This window comes from Luteibacter jiangsuensis (genome assembly GCF_030812295.1).
Lineage (GTDB): Bacteria > Pseudomonadota > Gammaproteobacteria > Xanthomonadales > Rhodanobacteraceae > Luteibacter > Luteibacter jiangsuensis_A.
In genome coordinates, this window is the sequence record NZ_JAUSSK010000001.1 from 426,987 (window position 1) to 444,781 (window position 17,795).

General features: G+C 64.2%; 10 protein-coding genes. 7 read left to right on the forward strand and 3 right to left on the reverse strand.

The genetic code is table 11. The annotated features are described in order from the left end of the window. Positions 1–7 precede the first annotated feature (7 nt). From J2T07_RS01910 to J2T07_RS01920, 3 genes are read left to right on the forward strand one after another with little or no spacing between them, the layout of a single operon-like run. Positions 8–2,404 carry a hypothetical protein gene (locus tag J2T07_RS01910; protein ID WP_306846873.1) on the forward strand — a complete coding sequence of 799 codons (2,397 nt, stop codon included), beginning with the start codon at positions 8–10 and terminating at the stop codon, positions 2,402–2,404. Further along, positions 2,401–2,598 (forward strand): hypothetical protein, encoded by a 198-nt coding sequence (locus J2T07_RS01915; RefSeq protein ID WP_306846874.1) that lies wholly within the window; start codon positions 2,401–2,403, stop codon positions 2,596–2,598. Before J2T07_RS01910 ends, J2T07_RS01915 begins: the two co-directional genes overlap by 4 nt. 15 nt (positions 2,599–2,613) lie before the next feature. Next, the gene (locus tag J2T07_RS01920; protein ID WP_306846875.1) at positions 2,614–4,944 is read left to right on the forward strand and encodes a DUF4157 domain-containing protein; all 2,331 of its coding nucleotides are present in this window, start codon (positions 2,614–2,616) and stop codon (positions 4,942–4,944) included. 28 nt (positions 4,945–4,972) lie between these two features. On the opposite strand, the gene J2T07_RS01925 is transcribed toward J2T07_RS01920, so the two are convergent. Both J2T07_RS01925 and J2T07_RS01930 read right to left on the reverse strand, forming a co-directional pair. Next, entirely contained in the window at positions 4,973–7,810 is a 2,838-nt protein-coding gene (locus J2T07_RS01925) for a beta-galactosidase (RefSeq protein ID WP_306846876.1), read from the reverse strand. A 91-nt stretch (positions 7,811–7,901) separates the two neighbouring features. Then, entirely contained in the window at positions 7,902–9,371 is a 1,470-nt protein-coding gene (locus tag J2T07_RS01930) for an MFS transporter (protein WP_306846877.1), read from the reverse strand. 176 nt (positions 9,372–9,547) lie between these two features. Between J2T07_RS01930 and J2T07_RS01935 the strand changes: the two genes are divergently transcribed. Continuing rightward, complete coding sequence (locus J2T07_RS01935) at positions 9,548–10,561, forward strand: LacI family DNA-binding transcriptional regulator (RefSeq protein ID WP_306846878.1); 1,014 nt, start codon at positions 9,548–9,550, stop codon at positions 10,559–10,561. Positions 10,562–10,616: 55 nt separating this feature from the next. Here the strand turns inward: J2T07_RS01935 and J2T07_RS01940 are convergent, their stop codons facing one another. Continuing rightward, the gene (locus J2T07_RS01940) at positions 10,617–10,754 is read right to left on the reverse strand and encodes a hypothetical protein (protein ID WP_306846879.1); all 138 of its coding nucleotides are present in this window, start codon (positions 10,752–10,754) and stop codon (positions 10,617–10,619) included. Here J2T07_RS01940 and J2T07_RS01945 point away from each other — a divergent pair. The 3 genes from J2T07_RS01945 (at position 10,753) to J2T07_RS01955 (ending at position 17,747) form a co-directional block, all read left to right on the forward strand. Continuing rightward, positions 10,753–13,254, forward strand: a complete 2,502-nt coding sequence (locus tag J2T07_RS01945; RefSeq protein ID WP_306846880.1) for a glycoside hydrolase family 3 protein — start codon at positions 10,753–10,755, stop codon at positions 13,252–13,254. The genes J2T07_RS01940 and J2T07_RS01945 overlap by 2 nt on opposite strands. 286 nt (positions 13,255–13,540) lie before the next feature. Beyond that, entirely contained in the window at positions 13,541–15,979 is a 2,439-nt protein-coding gene (locus J2T07_RS01950; protein WP_306846881.1) for a TonB-dependent receptor, read from the forward strand. Positions 15,980–16,151: 172 nt separating this feature from the next. Then, complete coding sequence (locus J2T07_RS01955; RefSeq protein WP_306846882.1) at positions 16,152–17,747, forward strand: tryptophan halogenase family protein; 1,596 nt, start codon at positions 16,152–16,154, stop codon at positions 17,745–17,747. Positions 17,748–17,795: the final 48 nt, after the last annotated feature.

Here is a 17,795-nt window from a genome sequence, read left to right on the forward strand (position 1 = left end):
GCCCTTCGTGATTCGTACTCTCGGCATGGCGCTCGCGCTGTTCGTCAGCGCGCCGGCGGCCGCGGCGGCGTTGTCGTGCGCCGAAGTGCAGCCGTTGCGCCTTGGCGACAGCGTGATGACCTTGCCGTCCGGCACCGTGGGACAGCCGTATCGCTATACGCTGCGCGCCAGCGGTGGCGTCCCGCCGTACGCCTATAGCTCGGACAGTCTCCCGCCGGGTATTGCCCTCGCCACCAATGGCGAACTCTCGGGCCAACCCAGCAGCCTGCCGTTCGTGGCGGTGTTCGTCGCCGGCGTGCGGGACCAACACGATTGCGTGGCGCAGCAGACTTACAAGCTGTCGATCCTCGGGCCGCGACCCGCGCCGCCTGTCAGGCCGGCACCGCGGCCCAAACCGCCCCAGCCAGCGGAACCTCCGGCGAAACCTGCGGAGAAACCCGTGCCGACCAAGCCGGCGTCTCCGCAACCGCTGACGACGGTGCCGTTGATCGACACCCTCTCCGCCCCGACATCGCCGCAGTCGCAGGTGGACGTGTACATGCTTACCGAGGAGATCTTCAAGGACAAGGATGTGCTTGCCGATCTCAAGCGGCGATCGGCCGATGTCACCGAGGCCGCCGGCCTCATACCGGCTTCCGAACCGGCTGCCGAACCGGCCCACGCCGGCACGGCCGCACCCGCTTCCTCCAGCACGGCCGCTCATGAGGAAGCGCCGCCCCCGAGGAACGAGTTCGTCGACTCCTCGGTCGACGTCGACGCGAAAGCGCAGTTCCAGCGCATGCTCGCACCGCTGATAGGCGTCGAGTTTCCCGGGCGCGATCTTTTCGTGGCGGCCCTGGACGAACGGCTCTGCACGTTCTCCAGGGAGATGATCACGGCGGCGGCGAGTCGACAGCACCAGCCCCCGCCGGACATGAAGGAGTTCGCCTGTCCGCCCGACTGGTCGACGCTGGCCGACAAGGACGACGCCGTGCCACCGAGCCAGCTGCCATGGCAACAGGTTCCCGCGTGGCTGATGAGCGCGTCCATGCATACGCTGCTGATCGAGAAGGCCAAGCAGTCCCATTCGCTGATCCATCCGCCCGCGCCGTCATGGTCCGGGGCGGGGTGCGGTTGCGTTCGTTCGCTGAGCGGCCAGGTCTACGGTTTCTATCCTTTCTGGGACAACACCGCCACGCCGCGCCGGCTCGACTTCAGCATGCTCTCGCGCGTCAGCGTGTTCGCGCTCTGGTTCGCCGACAACGGCGACCTGATGGAGCCCAAGTGGACGACGCCGGAGGACATCGCCTTCATCCGCGAGGCACAGCGGCAGAGAACGGGTCTGGATTACACCCTCTACCATAACGACTGGCGGTTCCTTAAGGACTTCACGGAGGACGATGTCAAGGACTCCGCCGAACGACTGGCGGTGCAGGCGGCGAACTTCATCGACACGCCGCTCTCCGACCTCGCGTCGCGAATCCACGCCTGGGTTCCCGGCTTCGCCAGGGAAGAACGTTACGGCAGCGGCCTGACGCTGTACCTGGACCGGATGCCGGCATCCGACGATCCGGTAAGGCCGGCCTTCGAGCGCTATCTGAACCAGCAGGTCCGCCAGCTGATCGTCGAGCTGCGCCGCCGTAAACATCCCTCCGTGCTCAATATCGTGTTCCGCGATACCGACCTGACCGGATCGCAGGCCATCTGGAATCCCACCCAGATGGCCGAATACCTGCGCCAGGCCGAGGCGGTATCCCCGGAAGGCGACAACATGCCGGGCGAGAACGCCCGCGAGCGCAGCAGCACGAATCTCACGTTGCGCTACATGGTGCTCCTCACCCAGCCAAGCGCGAAAAGCATGCGCGAGGTGCTTTCCATGATCGACCGCGACAAGGACCTCACCGAAGAAGCCTGTCGCATCCTGTTGCGCCGGGTGATTCCGATCGTATCCACGGGCGCCTCGGCGGACGAGGCGCTTACCGAGGACCTGTCGTACGCGTCGGACAACTTCGGCGGGGCGGGCTTCTGGGCGGCCCCTGCGCGGGACAATCCTGTCGGAAGAATGACCGCCTCGCGGATCCGCCGCAGTTTCCTGCCGCGGCCATCCGCCACCGAGGGCCTGAACGGATGGGTTTGCGAACATCGCTGGCCGCTGCGCATCCTCACCGAAGCGGTCCTGCTGGTGTGGCTGATCGCCTTCGTCGTCTACCAATCCAGTTGCCGGATGCGGCAGATCGGCCTGCCATTCCAGTTCGGCCTCCTGTTCGGCGCCATCGTGTTCCTGGCCCTCGGCGCACTCCTGCTCCTCGGGGATCCCGCGTTGACGCAGGTGCGCCAAGGAAACGCATTGCTTGCCCTGTTGTTGGTCGCGCTGGTCGCGACGATCGCTTATCACATGCTCAAACCAAGGGTGGAGAAGCCATGAAAACGGAACCTGTGAAGCAGGCAAAAGCCGCTGTCGAGCCGGCGGCCGCATCCGCCGATGCGAGAAGCCCCATGCAGCGGAAAGCGACGGACAGCCCGAGACAGGCTGGAGAGGCGGCGCACATCGCGCAGCTGAAGGGAGAGGACAAGATGAAAGGGAAAGCGACTGCAAAGAAGGGCAAGGGCGGTAAATAGCATCGAGGGCTTGCGATGAAAGACTTCCTGACCAAGCCGGCCGATAGCGAAACGGCTGCGAAAACCCCGGCCGCTGACGCGGCGTCGACGGGCGCCTCGGCACTGGCGGCACAGGTTCAGGCCAGCCCGAGGTTGGTGGAGCAGCGCAGGCGGCTTCAGGGCTTGCGGCCGCCTTCCGGCGGCGGCCTGCCAGCGCAACTGAAGTCCGGCATGGAAGCGCTGTCGGGCATGGATCTTTCCGATGTTCGCGTCCATACCAACTCCAGCAAGCCTGCACAGATCAATGCCCTGGCCCACGCCCAGGGCAACCATATCCACCTTGGGCCCGGCCAGGAGCGTCATCTGCCGCATGAAGCCTGGCACGTCGTGCAGCAACGGCAGGGAAGGGTGGCGCCAACGACCGCCATGGGTGGCACACAGGTCAACGATGATCCCCGGCTGGAAGCGGAAGCCGATAGGATGGGCGCGATCGCCCAGAGAATGCGAGCCGATGCCGCAACCACTCGCGGATATCGGGGCAGCGGCGCGATGGGTGACGTCGCCCAGCTGCGAACGCAGGTGAACTACGAATCGCAGGACTTCACTTATCCCGGAAACGGTGGGCCGATGACGGAAAAGATCGGCAAGACCATGGACGCCTATCTGGATCCGGAAGATCCGATTCGTGGCACGCCCACCGATGCCAAAGAGATCGACGGCCTGATGAAGTACCTGGCAGATGTTTATCCGGCTGGCTCGCGCGGCTGGCATCGTGGCCACTTGCTGAATGCCAAACTAGGTGGCCTGAATATACCCAGCAACCTCGCCCCGTTTACCAACGCCATGAACACCGGCGCTCATTCGGTGATCGAAGACTCGGTCAAGCGCCTCGTCGGCATCGGCATTCCGACACGCTACCTGGTGACCTATTCGCTGACCGGGAACGCGCAAGCCGTCACGCCGAAATTGACCATGAAGGTGGAACCGGATCCGGTCGACGACGATCAACAAGAGGACCTGGATATCCGCGAGATCCCTCCTGTCCAGGAGTACACGATTTCCGCCAGAACGCTGGCGTTCAACGTCAACCGTCGGCCGCGTTCGCCGCAGCCGGCCCAGCTGGGCCTCGGCGATGGCACGTCGGTGATCCCGGTTCAGGACGACTATTCGAAGTTCCAGGACCGGCGCATCCTCGAAAAAGGCTGGGGCACCCTCGAGCGGGAAACGCGTTCGGGCAAGAGAAAAGCCGCGGCGCTCAAGCCCGAAGACCGTCAGCGTGTGGAGCAGACACTCGAAGACAACGGTGGCAGGCTGTTCGCCGATACGGTGATCGGGACGGCGGCCTATACCACCGATTTCTGGCTGAGCTACACCCGCGGAAACCATGTCTATACGCGTAGCAACCGCGATACCGTCAATGAAGCAACCCACAAGGCCAGCCACGTTCGCGAATACGTCACCCTGGACGCCAACGGTTTGCTCACGCAGCGGCTCGGCCAGAATCCGCCGCCACGCATCGAATGGTTACAGCAGATCTACACCCGTGCCACCGGTAGCGAGGTCTGGTACATGCATGACGGCCAACTGAATACCTCCGCCTACGTGACGTTGAGTCCGGACGGCCAGACGATCCTGCAAGATCACGGGCAGGCGGATCCGGGCCGATACATCCTTGCCCGGCAAATCTACACGCGCCGCAACGGCGACCAGGTGTGGGAGAGCCACGACGGTGAGCTCGACGCGACCGCTTATGTGACCACCGATACCGGCCGAAGCACCGTGTTGCAGGATCACGGACCAGCCGTTCCCTGGCGGTACGACTTGATCCGGCGGCGCTATACGCGCAGTAACGGCGACGAGGTATGGGAGAGCCACGATGGCGAGCGCAACACATTGGCCTATCTGACCACCGATGCCGGCGGACACAGCGTGCTGCAAGACCACGGACCGCTTCTGCCCGACCGTCACCAGTCGCGCCTGGTCTATACCCGGCGCAACGGAAACCAGGTGCGTTTCAGCCACGACGGTCAGACCAACATCAGTGGGTACATCACGACCGATCCGAGCGGCTCCCATACCTTGCAGGCGCACGGGCAGATCAAGCCGTCGCGGTACGAGCCTGTCAGGAGGATCTATACCCGCCAGAACGGCAACCAGGTATGGGAAAGCCACGACGGCGAGCTCGACGCGACCGCTTACGTGACCACCGATGCCAGCAGAAGAATCGTGCAATATCACGGTGATGACCTGCCCGATCAATACGAACCGATCCAACAATTGCAGGATCTCGGTAACGGCGTGGAGCTGTGGACTGCGCATGACGGCGCCACCAACCAGATCGTGCGGCAACAGTTCATACGAAGCTAGACACAAGCCGGCAAGCGTTTCTTCGGTTCTACCTTGAAGGCGACGGGCTAGGGACCAGCGACGTACGGTAGTTACCCTGCATCACCAGCGATACTTCGCCAAGCCCCCCGTCGTGCGCGGTGCTCCAGGCGGCGATGGCGATGGTGTTGTCGCCGTGCAGGTTCAGCAGTCCGGACGGTAACTCGAAATCGGTCTGCGGCCCGACGTCGCTGATGTAACGACCGATCTGCCAGCCGTTGATGAAGACGATGGCGCGGTAGCGGTGTGGGGCGAGGTCATGGATGCGCAACGCGATCGGCACGTCCTGTCCGGCGGGCAGGTCGAGGCGGAAGGTCGTGCGGTACCAGTCGACCCCGGGCTTGTCGGTGCCGTGCGGCAGCGTGGTGGTCTTCCATCCCCCGTCGGCGAAGCCCGGCAGTTGCCAGCCCATGCGCTCGCCATACAAGCCGCCCGCATTGAACGGACCGCGCACGGGGTCGGGAAGATTCTCCCCGCCGACGTTGCCCTGGATCTTCCAGCGGATCTCGGTGGCGGCGCCGGCGAACGTGGCCGACAGGAGGCCGCGCGGCTCGCGGAAAGCGCCGTTGTGCTCCTCCTGCAGATGGCCGTGGTTGTCGACCAACACCGAGATGACGTTGTCGCCGTCTTTCTTCAGCCAGCTCGGGTCGATGGCGAACTGCTGTGCGCCGCCGGGGTTGTTGCCGAGGAAATGGCCGTTGAGCCAGGCGGTGAAGATGCCATGGTTGCCCAGGTGCACACCGGTGCTGGCGGACAGGCGGATGCCAATCTCCTTGCCGGTGGCACGGAAATGCCCGCGATACCACACGTTGCCGTGGTGGAAACCGTAGGCATCGCTGTCGAGGATCGGTAGCTGGTGGTTCCAGTAAGGGTTGGGCGAACTGGTGCGGGTCGTGGCGAGCCATCCGCTGTCGTTGAAGGATGGCGCGATCTCCGGCGCACCATCGTTGACACGCCACTTATCGAGCCCGGGAAGCGATACGGGTACGGGGCCCTCGACGTGGGCGAGCAGGCTGGCGGAAGGTGTCGCCACCACGTGGACCGGCGCGTTATTCCAGGAGAATCCGCGCGTGTCGGGAAAGCCGAACAGCTCCACTTCGCTCGCCTTGTCGGTATCGCCGGTCAGCGCGACCTTGTCCTCCGAGCGAACGGCGTTACGTACGAGGTAGGGACCGCGAACCAGCACCGGACCATCCGCCGTGTCCAGTTGCCAGAAACGGGTCGCGGCCGCGTTGTCGCCGATCAGCAGGAGCAGCGACGTATCGCCCTGGTCGATCGCCACCCGCGCCAGGCCATCGTGCCGGTAGTCGAGCCGCAGCGAATGCGTGGCAGCGTCCCAATGCGTGGCGACGTTGCCTTCGATGACCCGCGTCTTCGGTTTGGCTGGATAACGCAGCACGGTCTCGCCGTCTTCGCCGTGACGGCCATAGAACAGGGCGACGTCGCGCCCGCCCAGACGCAGCTGGGTCATCAACTCCGACGTGGAATAGGCAAGGCTCTGCTTTCCGAAGCGGTAGTTGGCGAGCAAGACCTTGGCATCGCGGCCGTCGACATGGATCGCCGTGCCGGGCTGTTGCGGAATCGTCGTTTCGCCTGCGTCGCCCAGCGCGATCTTCAGGTGCGTGGCATCGTCGGTCGTATCCTGGGCCTCGGCATGGCGGAGGAAGTAGAAGCGCGTGCCGTCGTCCGGATTGATGCGTCCGGTGACTTGCAAGCGCCGGTTGTCCGGCACCGACGTCCCGACCGCATCGGTCCGGGCCAGTGGCGCCACGGCGTGCGTCATGTAGCCGATGAGCTTCTGCTGGTCGTACTTGGGCGTGAGCTGACGGCTGGCGGTGATCGCGGCGCCATAGTCGTACGACGTATAGACGCCCGGTGACGACAACCAGCCCCAGTTGATGCCGCCGTAGGTCATGTAGAAGTTCTGCATGGTCGAGCCGGCCGCCATGATCGACTCGTAGAACACGCGCTCGAACGCCGGCCCGGTGAACGTGCGGCAAGCCTCGTAACCCGGGCCGCCCCATACGTCGAAGGCGCCGCCCTGGTATTCGGGGAAGAACAGGGGCGTGCGCGTCAGTTCCCGGCGTTCGGCGCTGAAGTCGTAGATGCCGTTCCAGCGTTCCGGACGTGTGCAGTCGAAATCCAGCGGATAGGAGTCCTGGCCGGGAATATCGGTGGCACCCAGTCCTTCCACGAAATTGCTGTTGTGATTGCCGGTGAGCGGCACGGTGATGCCGTCGGCACGCGCCTTGTCCTCGAGGTCCTGCATGTAGCGGCGGGTGTCGTCGGACTCGTCGTAGAGTTCGTTCTCGACCTGGTAGAGCAGCACGCTGCCACGGCCGTCGGTGACCTGATGCCGCGCGATGATCCGGTTGATCTGCGTCATCCATTCACGGTACGCCGCGGTGTATTCGGGCGAGTCGGAGCGGGGCTTGCCCGCTGTGGTCACCAGCCAGCCAGGAAAACCGCCCGCATCGGTTTCCGCATTGATGTACGGGCCGGGGCGCGCGATGACATAGATGCCTACATCACGCGCCATGTCGAGCAGTCGATCCACGTCGCGGATGCCGGAGAAGTCGTAGACGCCGCGTTTGGCCGAGTGGTATCCCCAGTCGAAGTAGATCTCGACGGCATTGAAGCCCGCCGCCTTCATCTTCTGCAGTACGTCGAGCCAGAGATCGGGGGAGGGCAGTCGCCAGTAGTGGAACGAGCCCGACCAGAGGTACGTGGGCTTCCCGTCGATAACGAGCGAGTAGCGGTCATATGTGACGGTATGTGCGGGCGCCGCCACGGCGCTCGATGCGCCCAGCACCGCCAGCACAAGGCCAGCCCAGCGAAACGAGATCATGCCTACCCCTCCGATCGACGACAGCGTGCCTTGCGGCGTCGCCGAAGGATGGGTGAGTTTGGGTAGTTATGCAACTTTGTGCAATTCGTGCCTAAGTCCGGCGTTCGGGCTCGGGGACGTACAGCGTGCACAAACCCGCGATGAGCAGGCCAGCCCCGCCCAGGCCGAGTGCCCAGATGGGCTGGTTGTGAAAGCACAGTCGTAGCAGAAGGCCGAGGATGCTGGCGGCGAGCACCTGCGGAATCACGATGAAGAAATTGAAGATGCCCATATAGACGCCCATCTTCGCTGTCGGCAGATGGTCCAAGAGCAGCGCATAAGGCAACGATAGAATCGAAGCCCAGGCAAAGCCGACGCCCATCATCGATACGAGTAGCCAGCGCGGATCGCGGATGTACAGGAACGACAGCAGCCCCAAGCCACCAAGGCACAGGTTCATCACGTGGCTGACGCGCAGGCCCCATCGGCGCACCATCCGCGGGATGACCACGGCGGCCAGCGCGCCAAATCCATTGTACGCGGCGAACAGCACGCCAACCCAGTTGGCTCCCTCGTTGTAGGCGGATGAGCTGGTATCCGTGGTGGCGTACATCGTCTGCGTCACGCCCGCGGTGGTGTAGATCCACATGGCGAACAGCGAAAACCAGGAGAACAACTGCACCCCGGCCAGTCGCCGCATCGACATGGGCATGCCATAGAGGTCGCCCATCACCTCGCGCAGCATGCCGTGGCTACGGGTACGGCTAAGCCAGGTGAGCAGGAGGCCGAACACGATCAGGCCCCCGGCCAGCAGGTAGACCTCCTTTTCCAGCGCGAAATGCCTGATCGCGAACAGTACGGCGGTACCGGCGAGCAGCAGTAGCAAACCCGGTCGCCCGGCGTGTGATACATCCGCCGACGGCCTTCCAGGCACGTTGTCGGTGAACGATCGCAGTTGCGCGGGCGGGTATTCGCGTGTGGTCAGCATGGTCCAGAGCACGGCACCCAGTAGTACCGCGCCACCGACATAGAATGCGTACTTCACCGTATCGGGGATGCCCCCGTCCGCCGCCACGTTGGCGACGCCGAACCGCGCGAGCACCCAGGGCAGGATGGAGGCGATCACGGCGCCCGCGCCGATAAAGAAGCTCTGCATCGCAAAACCCGTGGGACCTTGCCGCGTGGGCAGCTGGTCGCCGACCAGGGCGCGGAATGGCTCCATCGACACGTTGATCGACGCATCCAGAATCCACAGCAAACCGGCGGCCATCCACAACGCCGGCGCGTTCGGCATCCATAGAAGCGCCAGCGAGGCGAACACGGCTCCGGCCAGGAAGTACGGCCGGCGACGTCCCAGCCGATTCCAGGTGCGGTCGGAGTAGTGACCGATGATCGGTTGCACGATCAACCCCGTCAGCGGCGCGGCGATCCACAGGGCGGGAATGTCATTCACGTCCGCACCCAGTGTCTGGAATATCCGGCTGACATTCGCGTTCTGTAGCGCGAGGCCGAACTGGAGGCCGAGAAAGCCGAAGCACATGTTCCATATCTGCCAGAACGACAGTGCGGATCTCTCCGTCATCGGCGGTCTGCGTTGTGGTTGATCCAGGTCATGGGTATCTCCTCCAGCAACAGTTATGTCATGGGCTGGCCCATCCCGCATGCTGCGGTCGCAGCATCGGGGCCCTTTGTCACCCTTGTAAAGCAGAGGGGTCTGGCGGCATAGTCGATCGACAGTGTGATGACAGCGGAGAATCCATGCGGGTACGCCTCGAAGATGTGGCGCGCGCAGCGAACGTATCGCCCAAGACGGTGTCGCGCGTGCTTAATGACGAGGCCAACGTGACGGACGCCACGCGTCAACGCGTGCGCGCCGCCATGGAGGCGATGGACTATCGCCCGCATCCGTCGGCGCGAAGCCTGGCGGGAAATCGCTCGTTCCTGGTAGCGATGTTGTACGACAACAACGACAACCCGTCCTCGACCTATCTGGCCGAAATCCAGGACGGCGTGCTCGAGGCCTGTGACGCGCATCGCTATAGCATGATGGTGCGACCGCTGCGTATGCGCGATGGCGATTTCATCCGTCGCCTCGATGCGCTGATTTCCGACCATCACCCCGACGGCGTCGTGCTGACCCCGCCGATCACCGACTATGCGCCGCTGCTGAAACGCCTGCGTGAGCGTAACGTGCCCTATGCCAGCGTGTCGCCGCTGCGGCGCGGCAAAACCCTGGGCGTGACGATGGACGAGCAGCGCGCCGCGCGTGCGATCGTGGAGCATCTGCTCGGATTGGGCCACCGGCGGATCGCCCACGTGGTCGGCATCGCGGATCATGGCGCCAGCCGCTGGCGGCTTGCAGGCTATCGCGAGGCGATGGCCGCCGCGGGCTTATCCGAGGATCCGGCCCTGGTGGTGCAGGGCGCTTTCACGTTCGGCTCGGGTGTGGAGGCCGCTAGGCAGCTGTTTTCACTGGCCGAGCGACCGACGGCGGTGTTCGCCGCCAATGACGACATGGCCACCGGGGTGATGTGGGCGGCGGGCGAGTATGGCTTGAAAGTACCGCACGACCTGTCGGTCTGTGGCTTCGACGACACACCGCTGTCGCGCCAGCTGTGGCCGGCCCTCACCACCGTTCAGCAACCCAGTCGCGAGATGGGGAAGATCGCCGCCGAGCAGTTGCTGAGCGCGTTACGCGGTCACGGCACCGGCCGGCTGGTGCAGATACCTTTCTCCCTGCAGATCCGCGGCTCCACTGCCACCGTACCCTGAGAGGACGTCGCCAAACCGGGCGAGGTTCATGCTGCAACGCAAATTGACAGCGCTGTCATTCCTGCCAGGATGCGGCTCGGAAGCGTGCCGCCGGCGCGCCAGCAGGGAGCTTTGCCGTGCCATTGCTGCAGCGATCGAGCCTTTTTTTACGAAGCCTTTCCGTGGCGCTGCCCTTTTCCAGCGCGTTGCTCATGACCGTACCCGCCATGGCTGGCGATGGCACCGTCGTTCACCCGGAGCGGTGGCCAAAAGGCCAATCGCCGCTGCCGCCCGACCCCGCGATCGAATCCCGCATCCGGGCTCTACTGGCGAAGATGTCGGTGGAGGACAAGGTCGGCCAGATGATCCAGGCCGACATCAAGTACGTGACCCCGGACGATGTGCGCGAGTACCGCCTGGGCTCGGTGCTGGCCGGTGGCAACTCCAAACCTCCCGGCCAGCCGTTTCCTGTCGCCTCGCAGTGGCAGGCGCTGTCCGACGCGTTCTACCACGCATCCATGGATACATCGCGCGGTGGACTGGCGATCCCGGTGCTGTTCGGTATCGATGCCGTGCATGGCCACAACAACCTCGTCGGCAGCACGCTATTCCCGCAGAACTCCGCGCTGGGCGCCACGCGCGATCCGCAACTGATCCACGACATCGGAGAAGTCACCGCGCGGGAACTGCGCGCCAGCGGCATCAGCTGGACGTTCGCGCCCACGCTCACCGTGCCGCAGGATGTGCGCTGGGGCCGTTCCTACGAAGGCTATTCGCAAAACCCGGTGCTGGTGGCGGAATACGCCGCCGCCGTGGTCGGAGGACTGGAAGGCAAACCGGGTACTCCCGCCTTCCTCGATGCAGGGCATGTGATCGCTACCGCCAAGCATTTCGTCGGCGATGGTGGCACTCATAACGGCAAGGACCAGGGCGATGCCCAGGTCAGCGAGGAGACGCTGCGCGACGTGCACGCGGCCGGCTATGCGCCTGCGATCAAGGCCGGCGTGCAGGTGGTGATGGTCTCGTTCTCCAGCTGGAACGGGGTAAAGATGGCCGGCAACACCGCCCTGATCACCGGCGTGCTGAAGGAGCGCATGGGCTTCGATGGGATCGTCCTGGGCGACTGGAACGCGCACGGTCAAGTGCCCGGTTGCACCAATGAGGATTGCGCCGCGGCATACAACGCCGGGCTGGACATGCTGGAGGCGCCCGACTCCTGGAAAGGGCTGTACAAGAACACGCTGGCCGAGGTGAAGGCGGGGGTGATTCCGATGAGCCGCGTCGACGATGCGGTGACACGCATCCTGCGGGTGAAGATGCGCCTGGGCATGTTCGAGGCCGGGCTGCCATCGGCCAATGCGCTGGCGGTCAGGTCGGCGGAGGTGATCGGGAGTCCTCCGCACCGTGCGTTGGCGCGCCGTGCCGTACGCGAGTCGTTGGTGCTGTTGAAGAACAACCGGGAGGTGCTGCCGATCGATCCGCGCAAGCACATCCTCGTGGCCGGTGACGGCGCCGACAACATCTCGAAGCAGAACGGCGGCTGGACGCTGACCTGGCAGGGTACGGGCCTCACCAATGCGAATTTCCCGGGAGCCACTTCCGTTTGGGCGGGTCTCCAGGCACAGGTGAAGGCGGCTGGCGGCAGCGCCGAGTTGGCGGTGGATGGCGACTACAAGCAGAAGCCCGATGTCGCCATCGTGGTGTTCGGCGAGGACCCCTACGCCGAGTTCCAGGGAGACCTGCCGAACCTGGCATACCGTCCGGGCAACGATCGCGACCTCGATATGCTTCGCAAGCTGCGCGGGCAGGGCGTTCCCGTGGTGGCGGTGTTCCTGACCGGACGGCCACTTTGGGTGAATCGCGAGATCAACGCCGCCGATGCCTTCGTGGTGGCGTGGCTCCCGGGCAGCGAAGGCGAGGGCATCGCCGACGTGCTGCTGCGTGCCCCTGATGGTCGTGTAGCGCACGATTTCCACGGCAAGCTGGCCTATGCGTGGCCACGTAGCGCGGTACAGGTACCGGTCGGCGCCGCCGCAGGAGGCGGGCGTCCGCAGTTCCCCTACGGCTTCGGGCTGACCTATGCCGATCATGGGACTACCAGTACGTTGTCCGAGGATGCCGGAGTCGCACTGAGCTCCGGGCAGGCCGGCGTCTACTTCACCCGTGGCAAGCCGGCACGGGATTTCGTGGTTCGCCTGATCGGCGCGAACGGCAAGACCACGAATGTCGCCGCCGTGCCGGCCGCCACGCCGGACGGCAGCCTGCACATCGGCGCGCTCGACTACAAAGCGCAGGAAGACGCGCGCAGCCTGACCTGGTCCGGTACCAGTGCCGGTACCGCAACTGTCGAGCTGGTGGCGCCCGCGCCACTCGACGTGGACCGCGAAACCAACGGTGACGTTTTGCTGGTGACCACATTGAAAGTCGACGCAGTGTCACCGGGCGACACCTCGACCATCGGCGTCGGTTGCGGTGAAGGTTGCAGTGGCAGCGTTCCCGTGGGGCAGCAGCTTTCCGCCTTGCCGCAAGGGCAGTGGTTGCGCGTGGGCATTCCGTTGAAATGCTTCCGCGACGCCGGCGCGAACATGAGCAGGATAGACCGGCCGTTTGAATGGTCCAGCCATTCCGGCGGCCAGGTCGCTATCACTGACGTGTCTCTTGGTACGGTCGCCGACCGAACGTTGGCGTGCCCGAGTCACGGGGACAAACCATGAAGGTCGTCTTCGTGGTTCGGACGCCAGGATGTCTATTTGCTTTGCACCAATATCCGGTTGTTGAAAGACTCGGCAAGCAACGCGAAGGGCTGTGTAGCAAGAGTTTGTAATGCCTCGATGACGTGCTGCCGTGCGGCAAGCATTCATCGCCATGGCGCTCTATTATCCAGTGATGACAGCGCTGTCATCGGGGTGTGGGCGCCGCTGGGGGAGTAGGGGAAATCTTTGTCATGGCCGACGCGTGCGGCGGACAACACTTATCCGAACGATAGTTGGGGAGAGCCAGATGAATCTGCGTCACAAGCTGTTGTATGTCGCCATGTCACTCGCGTTCGCTCCGGGCACGCTGTTAGCGGCGGACCAGGACGCAGCCGTACAAAACCCGCCGTCCAAGAATCCAGCGGCCGCCGAAAGGAAAGTACAGAATCTCGATGCCGTCTCGGTCACCGCGACCAAGCGCGAGACGCCGCTTCAGAAGACGCCGGTGGCGGTCACGGCGATCACCGTCGACACGCTCGATAGGGAGCGCGTGATGACGGTGCAGGACCTGACCAAGCTGGTGCCAGGCCTGCAAGGCACGTCGCAGGGCGATCATGGCGTGGTCACGCTCACCATGCGCGGCATCGGCAACGACAGCGCCAAGACCGAGTACGCCGACCCGGAAGTGGCCACCTTCGTCGACGGCGTGTATGCACCGCGCGCCGAGGCCGCGTCGGGTCTGTTGCTGGATATGGATGGCGTCGAAACGCTGCGTGGTCCGCAGGGCACCCTTTGGGGGCGTAATTCCACCGCCGGCGCCATCAGTTTCCAGACGGCCAAACCGGATATCGGCGCGGGCTTCTACGGCAATGCGCAGGTCGAAGCGGGCAACTTCAACCAGAGCGGAGCGCGTGCCGCGTTCAACCTGCCCATCAGCGACACCTTCGCCATGCGTGTCGCCGTGGTGCACCAGCAACACGATGGCTACGTCGATTACCAGAAGCCGTCGGGCCAGTTGCCCACGGTGGCGCAGCAGCAGCAGGCGTATCTCGCTTCGCCCATCTCCGGGGGCTCGCTGGCCAACTTCAAACCGATCGACCCCGGCCAGTACGTGCAGGGCGGCGACAAGTACAACTCGCAGGATCAGTCCGCCGCGCGCGTCAGTGCGTTGTGGCAGCCCAGCGATGCGTTCAAGTGGAACCTGTCGTACGAGTACTTCCGCGATCGCGGCACGCCCAGCCTCAGCCTGATGCAGACGCCGCGCCAGGGACAGGATTTCTGGTCCGCGCTGATCGACACCGCGCCGTACCTGGACCGTACGTCCCATACGGTGCGCAGCCGCATGGACTGGAACATCAACGACGGCGTGCAGCTCAGCTACATCGCCGGCTACAACAAATACTCAGGCAAGAGTGACTTCGACCAGGACGTCGGTGTCAGCGTGCCGACCAGCTTCACCACCAATGGCGTCTACCAGGACGACCGCACCAACGATTCCAACTACAAGAGCTGGAGCCAGGAAATCAACCTGAAGTCCACCGGGCCGCAGACGGTGGATTGGATCCTCGGTGCGTACTACGGCTACGAAGACAACGACATCCGCTTCGACATCCCTATCATGAACGGCACGCGCTACGGCACCGTGAGCTGGCAGGGCTCCTTCATCCAGCCGAAGGAAACGGTGGAGTCGTACGCGTTGTTCGGCCAGGCCACCTGGCATCTCAACGACCATTGGCGCCTCACCGGCGGCGTGCGCTGGTCGCATGACGACAAGGAGAACAAGGGCGGCATCAATTGGGGTTGGAACTACGATCCGAACGTGCCGCAGGTGCCGATCTCTCCGGATGTGTATCCGGACCCGTCGAACGGCTTCGCCATCTCGCAGCGGAACACCGCCAAGTACAGCAAGAGCAAGCCGACCTGGCTGGTGCGCCTGGATACCGACGTCGGCGAGAACGGCTTGCTCTACGCCAGCGTGTCCACCGGCTACAAGTCGGGCGGCACCCAGGACGCGGGCACGCTGTACAAGCCCGAGACGCTGACCAACTATGAAATCGGCAGCAAGTTCACCTTCCTCGATGGCCACATGACGTGGAACTCGGCCATCTATTACGAAGACTTCAAGAACTTCCAGCTTTCCGCGCCCATCGTCTATCCGGACGGCAACCACGGCCTGGGCTTCTCCAACGTGGGCGGCAGCACCAAGGTGTTCGGCATCGAGTCGGAACTGGCTTATCAGCAGAAGGACGATCGCTTCAACCTGATCTTCTCGGCCATTCCGAAGAAGGAGCTGGGCAGGCTGGTCTACGCGGGGTCCAACGACTACCAGGGCCTGCCGGCATGTCCGCCGGAGTCCAATCTCGCCAACTGCATGAACGTCACCGGTAACGATCTGCCGCATGCGCCGAACGTGTCGCTCACCGGCATCTACGAGCACACGTTCCACCTTGCCAACGGCGGACGTCTCACGCCGCGCGTCAGCGCGCAGTACCAGAGCTCGCAGTGGTTGAGCTACTTCAACCTGGGGGCGGGCGACCGGCAGAAGGCGTACACGCGTGGCGACCTGTCGCTGCGTTACAGCGAGCCGGGCGACAAGTGGTGGGTCAACGCGTACGTGCAGAACGTGTCCGACGAGAAGACCCGCACCAGCGCTGGCCGTTTCCAGATGTCCGACGGCTCGCTGCAGTACGTGTCGCAGTACCTCGCGCCGCGTACCTATGGCGTCCAGGTCGGCGTCTGGTTCTGACGTGATGCACGGCGGCCCGTATGACGCAGGTGCCGCCTGAGGGTTGCCGTTCTGCCGGCGACGCTCGAAGGAGCGTCGCCTATCTTCCCCGTGAATGGCGTTTTTGCCGGGTCCGCGTGGGGCGGCCCGGCAATTCTTTTCTTCCATCGTGCGGCACCGGCGGGGATACACCATGGCGCGTCTGAAGAAAGTGTTGATCGTGGGTGGTGGCACCGCCGGTTGGCTGGCAGCGTGCTATCTGGCCAAGGCGGTCAACGCCGTCGATCCCCGGAGCGTGCAGGTGCATCTGGTGGAATCGGCGGACATCGGCCTGCTTGGCGTGGGCGAAGCCACGTTCCCCTCCATTCGCGGCACGCTGTCGGCCATCGGCCTCGACGAGCGCCGCTTCCTGGTCGGCGCCACCGCGACGTACAAGCAGGGCATCCACTATCGTCATTGGGTACGGCCGCCGGGAACCCCCGGCGCGGACCATTTCTTTCATCCTTTCAACGTACCCAGTCAGCGTCCGGGCGGCCCCGAGTTGCTGCCGTACTGGCTGCTGGGGGCCGCGCCCGAGGGCATGCCGTTCGCCGAAGCCGTGTCGATGCAGAGCACCCTGGTCGATCACGCGCGCGCGCCCCGGCGTGCAAGGGATGCGGATTATCAGGGGCCGATGAATCACGCCTTCCACTTCGATGCCGCCTGCTTCGCGCGCGTGCTCGCCGAGCACGGCCAGCAGGCGCTTGGCGTGGTGCGCCATGTGGCGACGGTGGAGCGCACGGAGTTGGACGAGCACGGCGCCATCGCGCGCCTGGTGACGAGGGAGGAGGGGGAGCTCACCGCCGATCTCTACGTGGACTGCACCGGACTGCGCGGCATGCTGATCGGCAACGTGATGCAGTCCCCCTTCCGCAGTCGTGCGGACGTGCTGTTCGCCGATCGCGCCGTGGCCATGCAGGTGCCGTACGAAACCCCCGACGCACCGATCCCCTCGTACACCATCTCCACCGCCCAGGAGGCAGGGTGGATCTGGGACATTGGTTTGCAGAAGCGGCGTGGCTCCGGCTATGTATATTCATCGCGGCACACGACCGACGATCGTGCCGAGGAAGTCTTCCGGCGCTACTTGGGCCGTGCCGGCGAAGGACTGAAGGCCATGCACATCAAGTTCGAGACGGGATACCGTCCCGAGCACTGGCGTAAGAACTGCGTGGCGGTGGGTCTGGCCGGTGGCTTCGTCGAGCCACTGGAATCCACCGGCATCGCGCTGATCGAACTGGCGACCTACCTGCTCACGCACCTGTTGCCCAGCGACACCGGCAACATGGAAAGTGCCGCGCGTCATTTCAATGAGATGATGGTCGCACGCTACGACCGCATCATCGATTTCATCAAGATGCACTATTGCCTGAGCCGGCGGCGTGACTCGCCGTTCTGGATCGACAACGCCGACTTTGCCAGTATCCCGCAAACCCTGCAGGAAAAGCTCGAGAAGTGGAAGCAGCGCCCACCGCATCGGTTGGATTTCGTCAGCGACCTGGAAATGTTCATGACTTCCAGCTGGCAGTACATTCTGTATGGGATGGAGTTCAAGACCGATCTCGAGCCCATGCGCAGCGCTTATCCGCAGATGGAAGCGGCGCGCCAGGAGTTCGCGATGATCCAGCAGGCCGCCATTCGTGCGCTCGATGACCTGCCGGACCATCGTGCGCTTGTCGAACAGCTGTGCCGTGAGCATGTGCAGCGCAAGCCGTCAGGTGCGAACATCACGGCATCCATCGCCGGTTGAACGGAACCGTTCCACATGCAACGGGAGCGTGGCGTGGGGTCTGGCGGG